General features: G+C 30.8%; 17 protein-coding genes and 1 pseudogene. 2 read left to right on the top strand and 16 right to left on the bottom strand.

Annotated features, from left to right (window positions below):
* Positions 1–345: 345 nt before the first annotated feature.
* Genes HMPREF0078_RS02940 through HMPREF0078_RS02920 form a run of 5 tightly spaced genes read right to left on the bottom strand, consistent with a single transcriptional unit; the run spans position 346 to position 6444 of the window.
* Positions 346–1710, bottom strand: coding sequence for an ABC transporter ATP-binding protein (locus tag HMPREF0078_RS02940; RefSeq protein WP_004838603.1), 1365 nt, complete (start codon positions 1708–1710; stop codon positions 346–348).
* Positions 1704–2393 carry an energy-coupling factor transporter transmembrane component T family protein gene (locus HMPREF0078_RS02935; protein WP_004838602.1) on the bottom strand — a complete coding sequence of 230 codons (690 nt, stop codon included), beginning with the start codon at positions 2391–2393 and terminating at the stop codon, positions 1704–1706. The genes HMPREF0078_RS02940 and HMPREF0078_RS02935 overlap by 7 nt, the downstream gene beginning before the upstream one ends.
* Positions 2393–2974, bottom strand: coding sequence for an MptD family putative ECF transporter S component (locus HMPREF0078_RS02930; RefSeq protein ID WP_004838600.1), 582 nt, complete (start codon positions 2972–2974; stop codon positions 2393–2395). The genes HMPREF0078_RS02935 and HMPREF0078_RS02930 overlap by 1 nt, the downstream gene beginning before the upstream one ends.
* Before the next feature lie 10 nt (positions 2975–2984).
* Positions 2985–4706 carry an ABC transporter ATP-binding protein gene (locus HMPREF0078_RS02925; protein WP_039920448.1) on the bottom strand — a complete coding sequence of 574 codons (1722 nt, stop codon included), beginning with the start codon at positions 4704–4706 and terminating at the stop codon, positions 2985–2987.
* A complete protein-coding gene (locus HMPREF0078_RS02920) occupies positions 4690–6444 on the bottom strand; it encodes an ABC transporter ATP-binding protein (protein ID WP_004838596.1) in 1755 nt (584 codons plus the stop codon). Before HMPREF0078_RS02920 ends, HMPREF0078_RS02925 begins: the two co-directional genes overlap by 17 nt.
* Before the next feature lie 160 nt (positions 6445–6604).
* Here HMPREF0078_RS02920 and HMPREF0078_RS02915 point away from each other — a divergent pair, with 160 nt between their 5' ends.
* Entirely contained in the window at positions 6605–7597 is a 993-nt protein-coding gene (locus HMPREF0078_RS02915) for a helix-turn-helix domain-containing protein (protein ID WP_039920447.1), read from the top strand.
* A gap of 435 nt (positions 7598–8032) precedes the next feature.
* Here HMPREF0078_RS02915 and HMPREF0078_RS02910 read toward each other — a convergent pair whose 3' ends face one another.
* Positions 8033–8533, bottom strand: a complete 501-nt coding sequence (locus tag HMPREF0078_RS02910; RefSeq protein WP_004838594.1) for a GNAT family N-acetyltransferase — start codon at positions 8531–8533, stop codon at positions 8033–8035.
* 380 nt (positions 8534–8913) lie between these two features.
* On the opposite strand from HMPREF0078_RS02910, the gene HMPREF0078_RS02905 reads away from it, so the two are divergent.
* Entirely contained in the window at positions 8914–10401 is a 1488-nt protein-coding gene (locus HMPREF0078_RS02905; protein ID WP_004838593.1) for a helicase HerA-like domain-containing protein, read from the top strand.
* 485 nt (positions 10402–10886) lie between these two features.
* Here HMPREF0078_RS02905 and HMPREF0078_RS09260 read toward each other — a convergent pair whose 3' ends face one another.
* The 10 genes and pseudogenes from HMPREF0078_RS09260 to HMPREF0078_RS09375 all read right to left on the bottom strand — a co-directional run.
* The gene (locus HMPREF0078_RS09260; RefSeq protein ID WP_004838591.1) at positions 10887–11096 is read right to left on the bottom strand and encodes a hypothetical protein; all 210 of its coding nucleotides are present in this window, start codon (positions 11094–11096) and stop codon (positions 10887–10889) included.
* Between the two features lie 67 nt (positions 11097–11163).
* Positions 11164–13599 carry an ABC transporter permease gene (locus HMPREF0078_RS02900; protein WP_039920444.1) on the bottom strand — a complete coding sequence of 812 codons (2436 nt, stop codon included), beginning with the start codon at positions 13597–13599 and terminating at the stop codon, positions 11164–11166.
* Positions 13592–14272: an ABC transporter ATP-binding protein gene (locus HMPREF0078_RS02895; protein WP_004838589.1), complete on the bottom strand. Its 681-nt coding sequence runs from the start codon at positions 14270–14272 to the stop codon at positions 13592–13594. Before HMPREF0078_RS02895 ends, HMPREF0078_RS02900 begins: the two co-directional genes overlap by 8 nt.
* 52 nt (positions 14273–14324) lie before the next feature.
* The gene (locus HMPREF0078_RS02890) at positions 14325–15185 is read right to left on the bottom strand and encodes a sensor histidine kinase (RefSeq protein ID WP_039920441.1); all 861 of its coding nucleotides are present in this window, start codon (positions 15183–15185) and stop codon (positions 14325–14327) included.
* A gap of 1 nt (position 15186) precedes the next feature.
* Positions 15187–15837 carry a response regulator transcription factor gene (locus tag HMPREF0078_RS02885; protein WP_004838587.1) on the bottom strand — a complete coding sequence of 217 codons (651 nt, stop codon included), beginning with the start codon at positions 15835–15837 and terminating at the stop codon, positions 15187–15189.
* Between the two features lie 639 nt (positions 15838–16476).
* Positions 16477–16755, bottom strand: coding sequence for a peptidase (locus tag HMPREF0078_RS02880; RefSeq protein WP_244261730.1), 279 nt, complete (start codon positions 16753–16755; stop codon positions 16477–16479).
* Positions 16756–17052: 297 nt separating this feature from the next.
* The gene (locus tag HMPREF0078_RS09320) at positions 17053–17175 is read right to left on the bottom strand and encodes a hypothetical protein (protein WP_004838585.1); all 123 of its coding nucleotides are present in this window, start codon (positions 17173–17175) and stop codon (positions 17053–17055) included.
* A gap of 301 nt (positions 17176–17476) precedes the next feature.
* Positions 17477–17995, bottom strand: coding sequence for a hypothetical protein (locus HMPREF0078_RS02875; protein ID WP_004838584.1), 519 nt, complete (start codon positions 17993–17995; stop codon positions 17477–17479).
* A gap of 191 nt (positions 17996–18186) precedes the next feature.
* Positions 18187–19038, bottom strand: a complete 852-nt coding sequence (locus tag HMPREF0078_RS02870) for a hypothetical protein (protein WP_004838583.1) — start codon at positions 19036–19038, stop codon at positions 18187–18189.
* 443 nt (positions 19039–19481) lie between these two features.
* Positions 19482–19544 (bottom strand): annotated as a pseudogene (locus tag HMPREF0078_RS09375) (23S rRNA methyltransferase); the annotation flags it as partial.
* Between the last annotated feature and the right edge of the window lie 6 nt (positions 19545–19550).

The following is a 19550-nucleotide window of genomic DNA, read 5'->3' as shown; positions in this document are numbered from 1 at the left end:
AGTCATTGCTCCATCTTCTTATTAAAATTTTATTAGGTATATAATATTTATATGAGTTTCTAGATTCTTAATATTTTTTACTACTTTAATTTTAAATTCTGTCCTATATTTTGCCATAAAAACCGACCTTCTCAAGTTAGTTTTTAGGTCTAAATTTTATGGTAGGACAGCTCATAACTACATCCTTTTTCCTCTTATATTTTCCATTATATATCTATATTTTGTATATTAGTAAGAACAGTAAGTGCATATTAACTTAAGAAAAAATTGACATAGCACTTGCTTTTTGAATTGTACCCATAAAACTGGAAACAATATTTAATCATTTACAGACCCGACTTTCTTTTACAATTTAAAAATCTCATCTGCCACTTCATTTAAAAATTCTATATCATGGGATACAATAAAAATTATTTTATCCTTATTTCTATATTTTTTTATTAGCTCAGATATTTTTTCCATATTAGAATAATCCATACCGCTTGTAGGTTCGTCGAAATAAACAAATGGAGAATCCTTACACATAACAGATGCTATTGCTAGTCTTTGCTTTTGCCCTCCTGACAAACTCATTGGATGCCTTTCTCTAAATTCGTCTAAGCCTAAATCTTTTAAGATGATTTTCGCCTTTTCTTCATCAAAATTCTTTACTCCAAGGCTAAGTTCTTTGAATACTTCATCTGTGAATAATTGATGATTTACGTCTTGCATAACAAGTGAAGAGTTTTTGAGTCTTCCTTTTTTAGATAGCTTCTCTCCTTTAAAATAAATTTCTTCTTTCGATTTTTTCTCAAGACCTATTAAACATCTTAAGAGCGTTGATTTTCCTAGTCCGTTGTATCCTATTATGCCATAAATTTTTCCAAGCTTAAATGAGATGTCTTTTATACTTAAGCACTCATAATCAGTAAATTTGTAGCTAAGATTTTTTATCTGATATTCTCCACCGTCTTTTAAATAAGGAACTTCTAATTTGCTTAATTCTTTATCCCTTAAACTTAAAGCGTTCAATTCATTTTTATCAAACTTTAAAAATTCACTTCTAGTATAAGTTTCTTTAAGTTTACCCTTATCTATCAAAAATACACGGTCAACTATATCCATTAAATAATAGATTCTATGCTCAGCTACAATTATGCTTATTCCCTTTTCTTTTAATATATTTAGCATCTTTGTCAAAACACTTATGCTTTTAATATCCAAATTTGAAGAAGGTTCATCCATAACTATGATCTTTGTGCCCGCTATATAAGAAGCGGCAATGCAAAGTATTTGTTTCTCACCGCCGGATAGATTAAATATATTTCTATTCAAAAGATTTTTTATCGGAAATATTTCAAGCATGTCCTTTAAACGATTGTCCATCCCTTCTCTTGCAAGACCAATATTTTCCAAATAAAACAATAATTCTAATGTCGTATTTATATTAAAGAAATACGTCTTAGGATTTTGAAAAACAGTTGAGACAAGCATTGAGATTTGATAAAGTTCCAAATCTTTTATATTTTTACCATCAATAATTATTTCCCCACTTATTTTCGCATTATCATACCTTACAGCTAATCCATTAATAGAGTTTATTAAAGATGATTTCCCACTTCCACTTTTACCTGTAAAGAGTACACATTCTCCTACAGCTATTGATAAAGATATATCTTCTAATATCTTTTCTTCACCATAATCAAGCCTTAAATTTTTTATTTCTACCATATTAAGCCTCCCACAATAAATCCAGCAACTGGTAAAACATAAACAAAATCAATTAGCTGTATCTTTACACGGATATATCTAGTCTTAGCAATTGGATTTTCTATTGCCTTTGTTTCCGCCGCTTTTGCAATGTCATCTGCTATGTTCGAAGATATAATTAGTAGTGGCACAGAAACATATTCAAGATATTTGACTGGGTTTTTAAAATTTATTCCTCTTACTCTCATAGCCATTTTGATGTTTTTCTTCTCCTCCCTAAAAGATGGGAAAAATCTAAACATAACCGCAATAGGTATGGATACATTCTTTGAAATCTTAAGCTTATCCATCGATGAAATTATTGTACCTACATCAGAAGTCTTAATCATGAAGCTTGCCGCCATAAATGGCAATAAAAACATTCTAAAGACAATAGGTATACTTAAAAACATCTTAAGTATTGGGTTTAATGTAGATAAAGTCATAAAATTAGGCAAAGAATATAGCACTATACATAAAATTATCCATTTGAAAAGTGTTTTTTTGTATCCATTCAAATAAAGCAAAATACCAATAAGACAAACAATCGCTAGCTCAAAACGGATGTTTATGCTATGCATAACAGTTAAGCCTGCGATAAATACGACTAATATCTTACTGATGGGATTGGGATTAAAGGGAGCATTTGAAGAAAAAGTAGGCATTATACAATGCCTGCTTTTTCAAAGTGTTTTTTCAATAAAGCCTTGCCTATATATGCTCCAATAAATCCCCCTACAATTGCTCCTAAAGCTACTAAAGCCATATGAGGATATGTTATTAGTTTTTCCAAGGCTACTACATAGTCATCCCCCATCATCTTGCAATGTTCTACATATACTTCTTTTGCTAAAAGCATTTGCATCATAGAACTACAAATCCATGTGCTAAAAATGGCATAAGATATCATATTATATTTAAATGACTTATAGTTTCCAATTTTTCTAATTAACTCTGCTATTATCATAACGATAAGCGATAGAACTACAACTACGTAGGTATGTCCAGCAGCAAACATCACAAGTGGAGATATCATACCGAATATAAATAGTGCCCATGGCTTTTGAACCTTAGCCATAAATAACATAACAACAGTTCCTGCAATTATACCCAAAACTGTTGGGTATATTAAGAACAATATTGGAATCATTCCCATCATACCAACTCCAAACATCAAGGCAAAATAAATTACTCCAAAAACACCAATGCTTACTAAATCTTTGACTTTTAATTTTTTATTATCCATTTTAAACCTCCTAATAAATAAATTCTTCTGCCATTTTTGTCTTTTCTATTAAATTTTTGTAAACTTTTGATTTTTGTAAAAGCTCTTCATGTTTGCCTTCGCTTTCTACTTTTCCATTTTCAAGAACTACTATCTTGTCAGCATTTTCTATGGATTTCATTCTATGTGAAATGATGACAACTGTTTTATCTTTAATCAAATTATTTAAAGACTCTTGAATTTTTTTCTCGTTGTCAACATCAAGACTTGCTGCTATCTCATCTAAGATCAATATCGGTGCATCTTTTAAGAAGGCTCTGGCTATTGATAACCTTTGTCTTTCTCCACCTGATAGCTCAGCACCGTTTTCACCGATAACTGTATCGAAACCCTTATCCATTTTTTCTATAAAATCTGTGCAGTTTGCAAGTTTTGCTGCTCTTTTAACTTCTTCGTCACTTGCATCTTGCTTACCGATTCTAATATTTTCCATAACGCTTTGATTAAAGAGAACTACATCTTGGAAAACTATTGATACCTTGTCAAAAAGTGATTCTGTTGATATTTCTTTTATATCTTTGCCATCGATTAATATTTGTCCTTCATCATAATCATAAAGTCTTGATATAAGTTTCAATATAGTTGTTTTACCGCATCCGCTTGCACCTACCAAAGCGGTAACTTCTCCCTGTTTAGCTTTAAAGCTTACACCATTTAAAACTTTTGCATCTTTCTTGTAAGTAAATTCAACATTTTTTAGATCAATATCAAATTTTTTCAAATTATAGTCATCGCCTTCTTGTAAATCTTGATTTTGAATTTCTTTTAGCCTTTCAATTTTTGGCGATAAATAAAATATCTCAATCATTCCTTCTTTAGATGCATCTAGAGAGTCTTTTATCTTCATAGCTGCTAGTAAATATCCTACAAGGTAGAGAGCACTTATCTCTTTATTAATAATTAGATTTACGCCAACAAATATTACTACAGCAAGGGAAATAAAGCTAAATATTGCAGATATAGACATAGCTAAAATATTTACTAATTCTGTCTTTAAGTGCACTTTTTCACTTTTATCCATTTTTTCATACAGCTTTTCTTTCATTTCCTCTGATAAGCCGTAGGCTTTAATCTCCATTTGCATTTCGATGTTTTCTTGAAAGCTTTCTGAGTTTTCTCTTAGAATATCATAATATCTTTTCTGTCCCTTAACCTGATATTTTTTAGATAAGGGTATAAATATAAAGCTTAAAAGAGATGGAACAATTACAGCTAAACCCATCTTGACATTGCCCACTAGCATCATGATGGATATTAGTGGGAAGAATAGTGCCATACCGCCCACTTTTGGTATTGAATGGCTCATTGCATGTTCTATTCCTTCAATATCAGACATGATTGTTTGCGCTAGGTCTGAAATATCATGTTTAGAAAAGTATGACAGAGGTAGTTTTGATAAATTCTTCGCTGTCCTTATTCTTAAATCTGCACTTTCTTGGTAGGTTGTGCTATATAATTTATCGTATTCGATAGAAAGCAAAATATACATTGCTAGCAAAGTCAAGGCTGAGAATACTATATAAAATCCCTTGCTTTTGCCAATATTTTCCAAAACTTCCTGAGCAAAAATCATTAGTAATATCGCTGGAAGCATGTTTATACAATAAACGAAAAATGAAGCCAGTGTTGCTTTACTTAAATTTCTTGCTCCTTTATCTGTAAGAGCAAATCTTTTTTTATAAAACTCCTTCATTTGAAACCCTCCATTCATTCGCACTGTTAAACATCTCTTGCAATCTCTTGTACCTTGTATCTTTTGACATTAATTCTTCGTCAGAACCTCTTTCTATGATTTTCCCCTTATCCATAACAAGTATTTCATCAAGATCTTTAATTGTAGACAGCCTGTGGGCAATCATGATAACTGTTTTATCTTTCATAAGATTTTTGAAAGCTTTTTGAAGTTCAAACTCGTTATCTGGGTCAATGGATGCTGATGCCTCGTCCATAATAATAATTTTGGAATCCTTTAAAATTGCTCTGGCAATTGCAATTCTTTGTTTTTCTCCACCAGATAAATAAACGCCTTTTGAGCCTATGACTGTATTTTCTCTTTCTGGAAATTTGTCTAATATTAGATTACATCCAGCTAATTTTAAGGCTCTCATAACGTCATCTTTTGTAGCTTCTTTATTTGCTAAAGCAACATTTTCATAAATGCTCTTCTTGAATAATTTTGAATCTTGAAAAACAAAGGAGATAGCTTTAATTAAGGCTTGGTCAGAATATTCACTTATTGGCATCCCGCCTATCTTTATGCTTCCTTCATTAACATTGTAAAAACCTGATATAAGTTTTGCTACCGTTGATTTGCCTGATCCAGATGAACCGACTAGTGCATAGGACTTTCCTTCTTCTAATTTAAAGGATAAATTTTCAATGACAGCCTTATCATTGTAAGCAAAGCTAACATTGTCAAATTCTATATTATAGTTTTTAAAATTATTGACATTGCCATGGACCAATTTGTCTTTTTGCATATCCTTGTAAAGAGCCTCTAAAGTATCTACTGCATAATTGCCTTGAGAAATGTACATAGCGTACCACATCATCCTCATAAATGAAACAAAGAGAACTCCTGATAAAAATAAAATCATAATAAGCTCAAGTAAAATCACCTTGGCGCTGCCTAAGCTAGTCATAAAATAAACTATAGGAATAATTAAAATTGCAATTAAACCAAAAAATAACCATTGATACAAAACATAAGGTTTTTTACAAGATAGTGAATAATCATAAGCATACTTTGAATAATCTTTTATCGCCTTGTAAAAGCTTTTAAATGACTCCACATTTGCTCTAAATATTTTTACCACTTGCATTCCTCTAACGTATTCAACAGTTTCAGCACTTAGTTTAGATAGGGCTTCTTGGTATATCTTCATAAATTTTTGCTCGCCCATCATTGCCCCTAAAATTAATCCGCCGATTATTGTAAGAGCAAGCAAAGTTATGCCAACTCTTATACTTACTATAAAGCCAAGTGCAAGTACAAGTATAGGTGTAACTATTGCCTGAGAACTATCGGGTATCATGTGAGCTACAACCTGATGTGTTTGTGCGGCATTATCATCTATGATCTTTCTTATTTGACCAGATGGATTTAAATCAAAGAACCTAAAACTTGCTTTCTCTAAGCCATCAATCCCCCTTTTTCTTAAATTTGTTTCAAGCCTAAATCCCAATACGTGAGAAAACATTCCTGAAACAAAATAAAATATCGCTCCACTTGTTAGTGTAATAACAGATTTTAATGCTAAGCTCTCTGCACCTGATAAATTTGAATTAATTATTAACTTATCTAGAAATTTGTAGATTAAATAATATCCATATACTGTAAGTGCAGCAGATATAGCAGAAAAAACTATAGCTAAAACCCCAAGATATTTTTTATTCTGTACATAAGCAAATAGTTTTTTGTAAATCTTCATAATCATATCTCCTTTCTTTGATGTTCCTTTTAGATATAAATTTTCTTAGTTGATAATAACTATCATTGCTTTTCTATTATACATCGGCTATAATTAATAATACAATAGTTTTGAATTAATAAAGCTAATTGGAATATTGTCTAAAAGGGATATGTGGATTATGAGTTACTATGATTTTGTAAAAGATTATATGAAAGTAGATGAATGTAAAAACAATAAAAAGTATTCAAGTGCAGGTCACACTTTTTGTTGGAAAAAAGAGGATTCAACTTATGCAGATGGTCTATATTGGTTTTATGAAGGAGATGGCTTCATTATTGATGTACACGATTTTTATATCAGAGAGGAAGTGATTCAAAATAATACCTATAGTATGGCAGACTATGTTTCAATTTATTCAAGTTACATTGTCAGTGCAAACGGGGAGAGATTTAGTCCTTATCAAACTTTAACTGCAAACTCCTTATGCACTCTTGATTTTGATAATATAAGAGATGATTTTGTATTTTTATTACATGAGAACTGCTATTATCTTGCCGTATCTATTGGATTTAAAAGAGAGCTCTTAGAAAAACATCTATCATCTATTAATATTAACCCAGAATCATTTTATTCATCTTTACTTGAAACGAATCAAATTATTCTTACAAAATCCTTAGAAAAAGTGGCAATGGAAATATTAAATTGTAAGATGGATACCCCCGCTGCAGAATTTTTCTTTAATGCAAAGGCAAATGAGTGGATAAGTATAGTGATTGACACATACTTAAATAGAAAAAAATATAAAATTGAATCTGATGATAATAAAGCACTTGAAGATGTAGTAAGATTCTTGGATGATCATTTCGCCATGAATGTAAATCAAGAAACCCTTGAAAAAATATCTAAAATGAGCGGAACAAAATTAAAAAATTTGTTCAAAGAAAAATATGGTCAAAGCATTACAGAATACACCCAAAGAAAAAGAATGAATGTAGCTGAAACCCTTTTGTTTAATACGGATCTTCCTATAAAAGAAATTGCTGAATCTGTTGGATACACATCCCATAGCAAATTTTCCATCTATTACAAAAGATACAAGGGAAAACTTCCTAGTGAAGTCCGTAATTTAGCTTGCAAACATCACAATTTAAAATGCGATTATTGTGATTAAACTAATTTTTCTATTTATATGCATTTATTTTATATGATTTTATATATTTGTATGGTCTGAATAAATTTGATTTAAAAAATGGATAAAAAAATTAAGGAAGTCCGAAGAGGGGCTGTAAATAATTTTGTGTCCAGTTTTATGGGTACACATCAATGTCAGGATTTAGGTTGACACACAAAATTATTTACAGATACAAACTTTTCTTTTAAAAGAAATTTTAACCATATTTTTAATTTTCCACTCCTAAACAATATAATTTCAAAATGTTTTCAAATCTATATTATAATTCTATTAATATTTTGTTAATTTTTTATTTTAATAAGAAAGTAAAGTCCATAATATTGTGCTAGTAAATTTTACACAACATTATGGACTTGACATAAACTTAGTACTATAAAAAAATAATATATATTTATCTAAATTAATTAATACCTACTAAAGTATTTTTTCTGCAAGTAAAATTGTTCCGCCTGAACTTTCTACTTCTTTGATAAGTTTAAAGCCATTCTTTTTCCAAAAAGCTTTTGACTGAGGATTTCCTTTGTCAATGCCTAGGCGGACTTTTGCTTTGCCTATTTTTTTAACATAAGCTAGAATACTTCCAATAATTTCAGTTCCTATACCTTGGCCTTGGTATAAAATATTTACCATAAAAAATCCAATAAAACAGGTTTCTTCGTCTGGATAACCATCTAAAATATCTAAAACAGCAACTAAAAGTTCATTTTTGAAAAATCCCAAATAATATTTATTATCTTCATTTACTCCTTCAGGTCTTAAGTAAAGGTCACTTAAGATTTGTTCTCTACTTATCTCTGCATGGCAGTAACGATAATATAACTTATTGCCTTGGCATAATCTGTATATGGTTTCAATATCATTTTCTGTAAGTTTTTCAACATTATAAGTTTTACTCATATTTTTTATAGTTAACATTTTGCACCTTGAATTCTTCCTCTTTAAATGAAAATTATCTTCTCGTCAATTCCACAACAAGCAAATTAAAATACTCTTATCTGGATGCTTGGAATTGAGAATCTGGATGAGGCTAAAATTATTTTAGCACAAATCAATGATTATATAACCTAATCAATATTTATAATACCGAGTGCCCACGATGTAATTATATATTCTTTCTCATCTTCTTAAACTAGGTAATCTTTCATCTTCATTTCCTGTATTTTGAAATTTTTTACTTGTGAAATGAATAAAAGATAACTCTTTTACATCTTTTTCAGGATATATTTATGTTCAGGTTTTCGTCTATATATTAATTTATTATGTTATAATGAAATTAATTATGAAAGGAGGCTCTCATGGACAAAATTTTGATTGGCAATGGGAATACGGAAAATTATATTCTTTTAAATAAAATAAATCGACACGGACTGATCAGCGGAGCTACTGGAACTGGAAAAACTGTCACTCTAAAGGTGCTTACGGAAGGTCTCTCTGACGCTGGAGTTCCGACCATTCTTGCGGATGTGAAGGGTGATCTTGCAAATATTTCTAAGCCTGGCGAGATGAATGATAAATTAAATTCAAGGCTTGAAGAACTTGGTATTTCTAATTTTGATTTTAAGAATTATCCTGTAAATATGTGGGATATCTACGGCGAAAAAGGAATTCCACTTAGGGTTACTGTTTCTGAGATGGGTCCTCTTATGCTCGCAAATATTTTAGACCTAAACGATACTCAGGCTGGGGTTTTAAATATTATTTTCAAGGTTGCCGACAGCGAGGGTCTTCTATTAATCGATTTAAAGGATCTTAAACAGATGATAAATTTTGTCGGTGAAAATAAGGACGAGATTAGTAGGACCTACGGCAATGTGGCTAGTCAAAGTCTCTCTGCAATTTCTAGAAAGCTTTTGTTTATTGAAGATGCTGGCGGAGATTTATTCTTTGGAGAACCTGCGATAGACATCGGCGATTTTATTAGAACAGATCCAAGTGGTAAGGGTGTTGTAAATATTTTAAATGCTACAAAATTGATCTCAAATCCACTTCTCTACTCCATGCTTCTCCTATACTTACTTTCAGAAATCTATGAAAACTTCCCAGAACTTGGAGATTTGGACAAACCTAAGCTTGTATTTTTCTTTGACGAAGCGCATTTACTTTTTAACAACACGCCAAAAGTTTTACAAGACAAGATTATCCAAGTCGTTCGTCTTGTGCGCAGTAAAGGGGTGGGCGTCTTCTTCATCACACAAAATCCTCTCGACATACCAGAATCCGTTTCATCACAACTTTCCAACAGAATCGTACATCAACTAAGAGCTTATTCTCCAAAGGAACTAAAGGCGATAAACGCTGTTGCAAACACATTTAGACAAGATGAATCAATGGATATAAAGGAAGAAATCATAAATCTTAGGACCGGAGAAGCATTGGTTTCATTTGCCGATGAAAGTGGTGCACCAACTGTGGCAGACAAGGCACTAATCCTTCCGCCCCGCTCATCCTTTTCAACACTAACCGATGAGGAGTATAGAGTCTTAGTTAATTCTTCTCCACTTTATACAAAGTACAAAGAAGCAATTGACAGAGAATCCGCCTACGAAATTCTTTTAGAAAGAATTGAAAGAGAAAAGTTGAAAGCTGAAAAAGAAAAATCAGAAGCCGAAAGACAGAAAGAACTTGATACTCAAAAAAAAGAATTCGAAAAAGCACAAAAATCCAAGCGCAGTCAAAAGACTTACTTCGATAAGGGCATCGACTCCATGCTCGGCACCATTACGAGAACCATTGGTCGTGAAATCGCAAGAGGCCTCCTTGGTTCCATGAAAAAAAGAAGATAATATAAAAGAGGCAGGACCAAAGTCCTGTCTTAATATATTTTCTTAATTCTTAAATGTGTTTGATATTTTCTAATAATAATTTTTTCATCTCAATTTTGAAATTTCTGCAATATCTATCTCACAGCCACAACTCATCGATATCTATCAGAAACTCAACCCTAGCGATTTCTCGGTTGACCTATCCGTGGGTAAATTTCTGAAAATCATTAAATAACCAAATGAAAAATTTTCAAGATTTCCTAAAAATCTCAGTACTACTTGGTTTTTACAATTATTTTTCTTTAAGTTTTGATACAAACACTACACTCTCCACATGGGTTGAGCAGACAGTATGGATAAAATTTAATTTTTTTCAAAAGCCTCGTATGTGGATATGTGTCCAATTAGTATTCATCTTATGATCTATTATATCATTCTTAAGCACAGAAAAAACAGCCCATAAAAGAGCTGTTTAGGTTATTATTTTCTTGTTTTAGTTACATTACTTATATTAGATGACCTACAAACATGGCTATAGGCAGTAATAAGGTTAACATAATATTCAACACTATAAATAATCTGTCCTTTACCTTTACGCCAAATATTAAACCTATTAGTCCAATAATTGGGCAGACAAATATTGATGTGAGTCCAGTTGGTTTTAGGTTTGTATAGTTTTCAAATATATCTACTGGAAGTAGGTAATAAATCACCAAAATTGCGATTCCAACTACATATAATTTATTACTGATTTTTTCTTCATATAATCCTCTTTTTTTGAAATTATATTGTTCGAATTAAATCTATAGTCGGTCTGTCTAATATTCTCTTTAAGGAGAAGTTATAGATGATTAGGTTAATACCATAGACGACTAGTGAGAATCCTAGGAAGCTTTTGTAGTCATAATATTTTATTAAAGTACTCATTCTTAAATCAGAAGCGATTATCGATATTATAAACATAACTCCTAAGCTCACCATAATAGAAATTATAAAGGATTTTACCTGTTCTTCAATAAATTCCTTTTGATAGATGTTCTTTAACTCATCTACATCCATACCACAAGAATAAAGACTTCCGATTTCTTTTTTTCTGCTCATTAGACTTAAATTAATGGATGAGTAGCCATTGGTGATATTTAGTACAAAGATGATCGATGCTATTCCTATTACAAATTTTATGAAACTTTTTACTTCCTTATATTCATTTTTTGCGATTTCTTCACCTATTTTGATATTAAATCTATCATCAGGTGAAATTTGTTCTCCTATCATGGCCTCTACATATTCTTTTACATCTTTGGTATCAGAATCTTTTACTTTCATATTTAAAGTATAGGCATATTCTGTATATTTCTCATCACCTGATTCTTCCATAAGTTTAAAATAAGTGTCAAAATCTGTATAAACTTTTACATCAAATGGCATTGTTCTTGACTTATATTTTCCCAAATCTGTTATTGTCTTTGAAATTTTAATAGTCTTATTATAATCATTTTCAAAGTTAATGTCTAAAGTTTGTGGGTTTCCAAAATATGAAATTCTCTTTGCCTTTGCTATTGGAATAGAAGAATCTTCTTGAATTGTATTATAGAGGACAAATTCACCCTTCTTTCCTCCAAGTTCTTTTAAGTCTTTTTCTTCCAAGGCGATGATAAATCCATCCATACCCTTTGCCTTATATTTTTTTATATTCTTTTTCGCTTCCTCATCTAATCCAGCTGCTTTTGCTTCCTTTGAGAATTCGTTAGTATTTTCTACTTGAACATATTTATCTTTTGAAATATAAGACTTCTCGTTAGGAATTTTATCGACAATTTCTTTTAATATTTTTGGGACTTGATTCTTTTCACTAAAATAATCCACGGAAAAATTATAGCCATCATCGTAATGAGAAAAATCTCTGTAGTATGTTGAGATGCCTATGGTGATTATAAATACTGAAATAATGATTATCCCTATAGCGGAAATATATCTCTGTGATTTTATTGAAGCTAAGTTGTTAAGTTTTAATTCCTTCCAAAAATCTTTGGCTCTTTTCTTCTTTGATTTTGAAAAATCTATATTCCCTCTTATGCCGTCTATAATATTTATTTTAGAAATCTTTTTCGCAGGGGATTTAATGGCTAGTGCTACAATAATAAAAGAAACCAAAATTATTGCTAAACTTAATAAGGGATTAAATTTTACTCCTTCAAAGGCACTTACCCCTACACCTTCTGTTATGTTTTTATACAAACGATACATAAAGATAAAGCCTGCAATATGTCCTAAAAGTATTGGAATTGCAGTTGTAACAAGTCCTTCTTTTAGAAGTAAGAGATAAATTTGTCCATTGGTAGATCCTATAGACTTGTAAATGGAAAGCTCTCTTATCTTCCTAAGCCCCCAAACCCAAAATATGTTTTTTATAAAAAACACAAAGATTACTATACATCCAAGTACTGATAGAATAGTAACAGACTTTTTCATTATATTTTGTAAGAGTTCGTTTTCTAATCCATAATAGTTTATAAGACTTTTAGAAAATTCTAAATGAACATCTTTACCAAGTCTCTTATTTATTTCATTTCGTATTTTAGCTCTATTTTTGTAAGCTTCTTCAAATGAATGAAACTTTATAAAAGTCTTGAAAGTGGTCATTTTGTCTTGTAGCCCTAGAGCAAAACTTAGTTTGCTGTACTTGTTGTAGACATCTCCATAAACACCGACTAAAGTAAAGCTTTTAGAGCCTTGGCTCTCAAATTTTTCTCTGTCAGTATTTGCACTTGTGGGACCTATCTCTTCGCCATCTAAAAACCTTTTGCCTAAATCAAGTTCTAGCTTATCGCCTATTTTAAGTTTATTTTTCTCTACGAGGCTTTCAGATATTACAATTTCATCTTCCTTTTCAGCAAATCTGCCGTCAACAAGTCTTGAATACTCTCTCATCTTATTGATTGCTTGGTCTTGGTAGTTGACAACGACTAAATCGTCAGCAAGCCTTCCATTGTCAGGATTAAGAGACATTTTTCCGACCAAATCTATATCTTCAGAGGACTTTAATTTTTCAACGTCTTCAATTGAGAGTTCTTCTTTAATCTCCCCATGATAAAAGCTTGAAGCCATGTAATAACCATAGTTAGCCTTCATATTTGTATATCCGTAATAAAAAATTACGGTGAAAAACAAACTTACAATAAATAATGAGATGAAAATAGGAAAATTCTTCTTATTCATGTTTTTCATCTCCTACAATTTTTCCATCTACTATTGTAATAATGCGATTTGCTTGTAAGGCAATTTCTTCGTCATGGGTGATTAGGATAATCGTCTGTTTTAAGGTTTTATTGAAGTATTTAAAGATTTCTATCATTTCCTTAGAATTTTTCCTGTCCAAATTACCTGTTGGTTCATCTGCTAATATTATAGATGGATTGTAGATAAGACTTCTAGCTATGGCAACTCTTTGCTGCTGACCTCCTGAAAGCTCACTTGGAAAAGAGTCAAGTTTACTTTCTATACCCAGTTTTTTTACTATATCTGAAAATTCATCTTGATTGATTTTCCTTTTATCAAGTTTTAATGGAAGTTCTATGTTATGACGAACTGTTAAGTTGGGAATTAAATTATAAAATTGATAAATTAGTCCGACTTTTCTTCTTCTAAAGTATGCTAATTCTTTTGAAGAATACTTTGATATATCGTTACCATCTATGTAAACTTTTCCAGAATTTGGACTATCTACTCCTCCTATGATATGTAGGAGGGTTGATTTACCAGACCCACTCGGTCCTACAATAGCGACAAATTCGCCTCTTTCAATTTCAAGGTTAACACCGTCTAAGGCAATGACCTTAGAATTACCCTCGCCGTATTCTTTTCTTAAATTTTCTACTTTTAATATTTCCATACTTGCCTCCTTTTTCTTATGTCAAGGTAAGCATATAAAAGTAAAGTGATTTTTAGGTGACATTGTAGAATTTTATTTCAAATCTTGCTCCAACATCAATATTTGAAACAGAAATTTCTCCGTTGTTTTTTTCGACAATTGTTTTCGCCATAGCAAGACCAATTCCAAAACCATTTGAGTCGGGCGTTTTATAGAATCGTTTAAAGATTTTTTTCATATTCTCTTTTTCTATTCCTCCGCCATTGTCCTCAATAATTAAAGATGTATAGAGGGGATTTTTTTCAGATGAAATTGTTATTTTATCGCAAGATTTTCTATTATCTGCATTTTTAAGAATGTTTATGATAGCTTCTGCCAGCCAATAAAAATCTCCGCAAATTATATTTTCCTTTAGACTATCATCTATTATTATTCTTACAGATTTTTTTAAATTAAGAGTATCTAGAGAATAAAAGATCAACTCATCAAGACGAACATCTTCATTTTTCATAAGTTCTTTGTTTGCATCAAGGCTAGATAGTTTGAGCAAAATATCTGATAGAGAGTTTAATCTTAATAATTGTCTTTTTAAAATCTCTATATCCTCAATATCTGGAAAGTCCATCTCCAAATTTTCTATGGAAAAAAGCATAGATGTGATAGGAGTTTTGATTTGATGAGCGATGTCTTCTAGGTATTCTATTTGCTTTTCGCTATTTTTGCTTGTGGTTTCCTTGGCTTCTACTATTTCTATAAAAAGCTTATAAATTTTATCTTCCAAAATTGAAAAATCATCTTGCTTCATTGGGATTTTATAATTTTGATTTTTCATGTTTTCTATTAAATCTATAAGCTCATTTATCCTATTTTTCTTTCTTTTTTCTAAAAAATAATAAAGAAGCCCCAGACTTATTATCCAAAATATATATAGCATCTCAATCCATCCTGTATCCAATTCCTCTGACAGTAGTAATAACTTCTCTATCAATTTTTTCTCTTATTCTCTTAATAGTTGATGTGAGAGTATTGTCATTTACAAATTTATCCCTATCTTCCCAAAACATTTCTAAAAGTTGGTTTCTTGTGAAAACCCTGTGGGGATTTTTGATAAATAACAGTAATATTTCATATTCAAGTGGAGTTAGGTCTATTTGATTATTTTTAAAATAAACTTTTGAATCATTTAAATCTATTTTGATATCCTTGTGAGTAATTTTTTTGTCTTGACTTATAGGTATTGTCCTTAAAACTGCATCAATTCTTGCCCTTAATATGGCAAGGGAAAATGGTTTAGTTAAATAGTCATCTGCTCCTTGATCTAGGGCATCAATTATAAAATCTTCATCATTTTTTACAGTTGTTACAATAACTCTTATGTCCTTATCTTTTAAACTTTCTATCAAATGTTGACCTTCTTTATCTGGTAGATTTATATCAAGAAGTGCCACATCCATGTCTACATTCATCTTATAGCTTGCTTCGTAAAAAGATGATGCAATCTCTACCTCATAACCATTATTAAGCAAATACTTTTCCATTTGTAACGCTATCTCTTTATTATCTTCTATGATTAAAATATTTTTCATTCTTATCCTCTTAATAAATTTTAATAGTCATATTCACAGTATACCATTAATAAGATAGTAAATTAATCAAAATTAATTGTAATATAAAATTAATAAAAAAGACCTACTATCTCTTTGAGAAGAACTTCATGGTCCAGAAATTTTAAAACATGGAAATAATATCAAGTGGACAACTGATGAGAAATTAGGAATAGTAAGCAAAGTGCTAGCAGGAAAACAATAAGGTCTGTAGCAATTGAAATCGGTATCAATCCTGGACAACTTTATTCATAGGTTAACAATTACAAAATTTATGGATATATATATATATGAGATTCATGCTTTAATACCTCAATTCCATGTGTTTCTACTAAATTATTCCATCTTCTTATGTAGTTACGGAAGTAATATTTGTTGATACTTCTATGTGTATCAGACCATTACCTTGTTTGTATAATTCTATACAGTTCTTTTTAAACTCATAGATATATTTCATAAAAATACCCTCCTTACTGGTTTGTCCAGTAAAGAGGGTACATATCATGTCAGGATTTAGGTTGATACACAAAATTATTTACAGACCCAACTCCATTTGATTTATTTATGCACGAACTTAGTTTGGTTTAGGTGTCGCAATATTATTTGCAATTCATCATTTATTTAACCTATTACTTGCACTATATATGGCTCTTTTAATTTTCCTACAATGAAAGTTATCCCTTCTGATTTTTCAATATTTCTATTCATAAGCTTTTTTTGTCTAACCAGTGCATGTGTACATGAGTTCCCAAAACAACAATCTTTATAAATTCCGCCCTTTGCAAATGTTTCAAATATTGATGATAATTCACTATCTTCAATATCTTCATTGCTTATATAAAAATCAGAAAACACATAGGCTGCATTTTCATTTTTTGTACCACTAACAATTTCAGGCATAAGTTCAGTTGGATACTTCAACATTTTTCTCGAACTTGGTAAAATTCGTTCATAGATATTTTGAATTTTTTTCCTAATAAATTATATATGAGATAATCTTTGCCTGAAATATTTATTTTTTCTTTTTTATTTATTAGGTTAATGTTGTAAGTTGAATCTTTGTATTGATTTTTTATATATGAGATAATTTTTTCGTCTTTTATTTTTATATTTAAAAGTATTTCTTTTTTCGTTTGCTCTTATTGTGATTTCTTCTATTTCTTCTATCTGGCTACTTCCATCACTCGTGATGGCTTTTTAAATATTCTTTTTTATTATTTCTTTTAATTTAATGCTTTTAGATATCCCTGCATTTAGAGCTGTAGACAATACTTGAAAGTGTGTATTTGCTTGAATTAATTCTTCTCTTTCCTTTGCCACTTACCATATTAGCTCGTCTATCATTTTCTTCTGGGACTCGCATAAATATTTCTTTAGATATAATAGAAAAATAGCTTTTAAGATTTCTTTAAAACATCCTAAAAGCCACCTGTTTCAACACTTTTATATCTTGTTATTCTATTTCATTGGCATCAATACCACACTCTCAAGCGTTTTAAAGTATAGAAAAACCATTTATTTTACCACGATTGAATGAGCCTTGATATTACAATAAAAATAACATGGGGAATAGTACAAAACATCTGACTATCTTCTGTCTTTCTTAATTTTATTGTGACTCTTAATGAGTATCGTCTTTTTCTGATTGTTCTTGCACAAATTTGATGCTATTTTGAATATATTCTTTCTCTTTTTCTGTTGCAACTTCTTCTAATTGTTTATATAAAGCAATACATTCATTTCGTTTACCTAATACATTAAATGCAGTTGCAATATTAAGATACCATATCATTTCATCTTTCATATCTTTAGGATTCATATCCATTGCAAGAAGTTTTTCTAAAAAGATTTCTCCGTTTTTGTTTTCTTGATATTCTTTTACAATATCATTATTCAGTTTTCTGAATTGACGTCCTCTAAGCATTAAAACAAAGAATACAGTAAAGAAATAAACAATAGTAATAACAACACCACCAACGATAACGCCTAAAAAGCCAATTGTTGATTTTACATAGGGAGCTATGTTCACATAAATAAATAGCAGTACCGCCCAAAATAGCAAGGCCAATCGGATAAGCCATTTATCTCTTTTTTCATATATTGCTCTTTTATTTTTTAGATTTTCGGGTTCGTAAATCATTTTATTTCACTCCTTTATTGCCACATCAATCAGAATTTGTTTTACTGAGTTCTACAAACTGGAATTTGAATTATTGATTATTTTAAGAAAATTTTTAGAAATTTATCAGTGTTAACTTTCCTCTGATTATAGCTTTCTATTTTGCTCTAACAGCATCAATTCTTCATCTGTTAATACGTTACCATTCATTGTTATTTTCCTCCTTGCTCAACACTGCCACGTATTTCAATATCAAATTCTTGACCTTTGCGAACAGTTCCAAGCGCAAATGCTATTCTTCCTTCCCTTACCTCCGAAAAATCCTTATGTTCAGAAGATGTAAATCTTTCGTTTCTACACACTTCCACCCACGGACCGCCATAAAACTTATTTTCTTTCATCCACGTAAAAAACTCTGTCGTAAATTTCATCAGTTCATCATCCGTTTTACAAATCTCATCCGAGATAAGGATGTAAGCCCCTATCCTTGAAATAGTGTGCTGCATTAAAAAATCTTCATTCAATTTTGTAAGTTCTTCCGTCTTCACATCTCCAACATCAAGACTCGATACATACACACGAAACTGTTCTTCCGGCAAAAACTCCGCAAAATGTTTATTAAGCAACTTTTCAAATTCAATTCGTACTGCAAAATCCAAATAGTCGTCCTCATAATTTCCATCCTTTTTCGACACTTCAACCGTATCAATTTCCGGGTCATATCCGTCGGGAACAATCAATATGCGCGCTTCCTTATCCAGCAGTTCCGGATGATGATAGGCAATATATGTAAAATGCACTCCATACGGCGCATATTTCTCATTTACATATGTCAGCATATAGTCCGCCATACTAAGATAAATCTTTTGTTTGCCGGTAAGTTGGCTGTAATCAAGCGGAAGTTCTTCCTTTGTTAATATCTCTTTCTGCTGGTCGGTTAAAACCACATTCTGGTCCTTTGTTTCCGTATTGTTTGTGTAATTCGCACTCATTCTGCACCCCCCTAAACATAATATCATTATAAATATTGCTACAATTCCTATGCCACGCTTAAACATTTGCATTTTCCTCCTCCGTTGGGGAATTAAAATATTACTTTTTATGGTACTTTCATCAAACAGACCATCACTATAGTTTTACCACATATTATTTTTATGCTATACAAAAAATATATCTAATTAAAAATGCTACGATCAATACCCTTAATATGTTATAGGTCATTAAATTCATCCGCGTCGAGTTAAAGACTTTGTATACTCTCTTGTAATTATTGTCATAATGATAATTGCAAAATAAACAAATTTCTCCAATAATCCACTCACTTTTTCAAAATAAATAAATTGTTGATTTATTTCTTCGTCAAACAATATTACTTGATTTTATCTTCTACATATATCATAAATGCTAGTAATTTTTTTGTTCATTCTGTACTTCTATCATCCAAACAGTACATCTTTTTGATTTGCTTATATTTTGCTTTAATTTCAGCACTTGTCAAATCCAGCTATATTTTAACACTTATATGTTTATCGACATCAAGTTTAGACAAAAGTGCTACAGTCTCCACGTGCCTTGA

This window comes from Anaerococcus vaginalis ATCC 51170 (assembly GCF_000163295.1).
Classification (GTDB): domain Bacteria; phylum Bacillota; class Clostridia; order Tissierellales; family Peptoniphilaceae; genus Anaerococcus; species Anaerococcus vaginalis.
This window is presented reverse-complemented; position numbering and strand designations above follow the sequence as displayed.

Bases quoted from the DNA above. Each gene is read 5' to 3' on its own strand.
- HMPREF0078_RS02940 (WP_004838603.1), bottom strand. From the start codon at position 1,710: ATGGTAGAAATAAAAAATTTAAGGCTTGATTATGGTGAAGAAAAGATA.
- HMPREF0078_RS02935 (WP_004838602.1), bottom strand. From the start codon at position 2,393: ATGCCTACTTTTTCTTCAAATGCTCCCTTTAATCCCAATCCCATCAGT.
- HMPREF0078_RS02930 (WP_004838600.1), bottom strand. From the start codon at position 2,974: ATGGATAATAAAAAATTAAAAGTCAAAGATTTAGTAAGCATTGGTGTT.
- HMPREF0078_RS02925 (WP_039920448.1), bottom strand. From the start codon at position 4,706: ATGAAGGAGTTTTATAAAAAAAGATTTGCTCTTACAGATAAAGGAGCA.
- HMPREF0078_RS02920 (WP_004838596.1), bottom strand. From the start codon at position 6,444: ATGAAGATTTACAAAAAACTATTTGCTTATGTACAGAATAAAAAATAT.
- HMPREF0078_RS02915 (WP_039920447.1), top strand. From the start codon at position 6,605: ATGAGTTACTATGATTTTGTAAAAGATTATATGAAAGTAGATGAATGT.
- HMPREF0078_RS02910 (WP_004838594.1), bottom strand. From the start codon at position 8,533: ATGTTAACTATAAAAAATATGAGTAAAACTTATAATGTTGAAAAACTT.
- HMPREF0078_RS02905 (WP_004838593.1), top strand. From the start codon at position 8,914: ATGGACAAAATTTTGATTGGCAATGGGAATACGGAAAATTATATTCTT.
- HMPREF0078_RS02900 (WP_039920444.1), bottom strand. From the start codon at position 13,599: ATGAATAAGAAGAATTTTCCTATTTTCATCTCATTATTTATTGTAAGT.
- HMPREF0078_RS02895 (WP_004838589.1), bottom strand. From the start codon at position 14,272: ATGGAAATATTAAAAGTAGAAAATTTAAGAAAAGAATACGGCGAGGGT.
- HMPREF0078_RS02890 (WP_039920441.1), bottom strand. From the start codon at position 15,185: ATGCTATATATATTTTGGATAATAAGTCTGGGGCTTCTTTATTATTTT.
- HMPREF0078_RS02885 (WP_004838587.1), bottom strand. From the start codon at position 15,837: ATGAAAAATATTTTAATCATAGAAGATAATAAAGAGATAGCGTTACAA.
- HMPREF0078_RS02880 (WP_244261730.1), bottom strand. From the start codon at position 16,755: ATGCCTGAAATTGTTAGTGGTACAAAAAATGAAAATGCAGCCTATGTG.
- HMPREF0078_RS02875 (WP_004838584.1), bottom strand. From the start codon at position 17,995: ATGATTTACGAACCCGAAAATCTAAAAAATAAAAGAGCAATATATGAA.
- HMPREF0078_RS02870 (WP_004838583.1), bottom strand. From the start codon at position 19,038: ATGCAAATGTTTAAGCGTGGCATAGGAATTGTAGCAATATTTATAATG.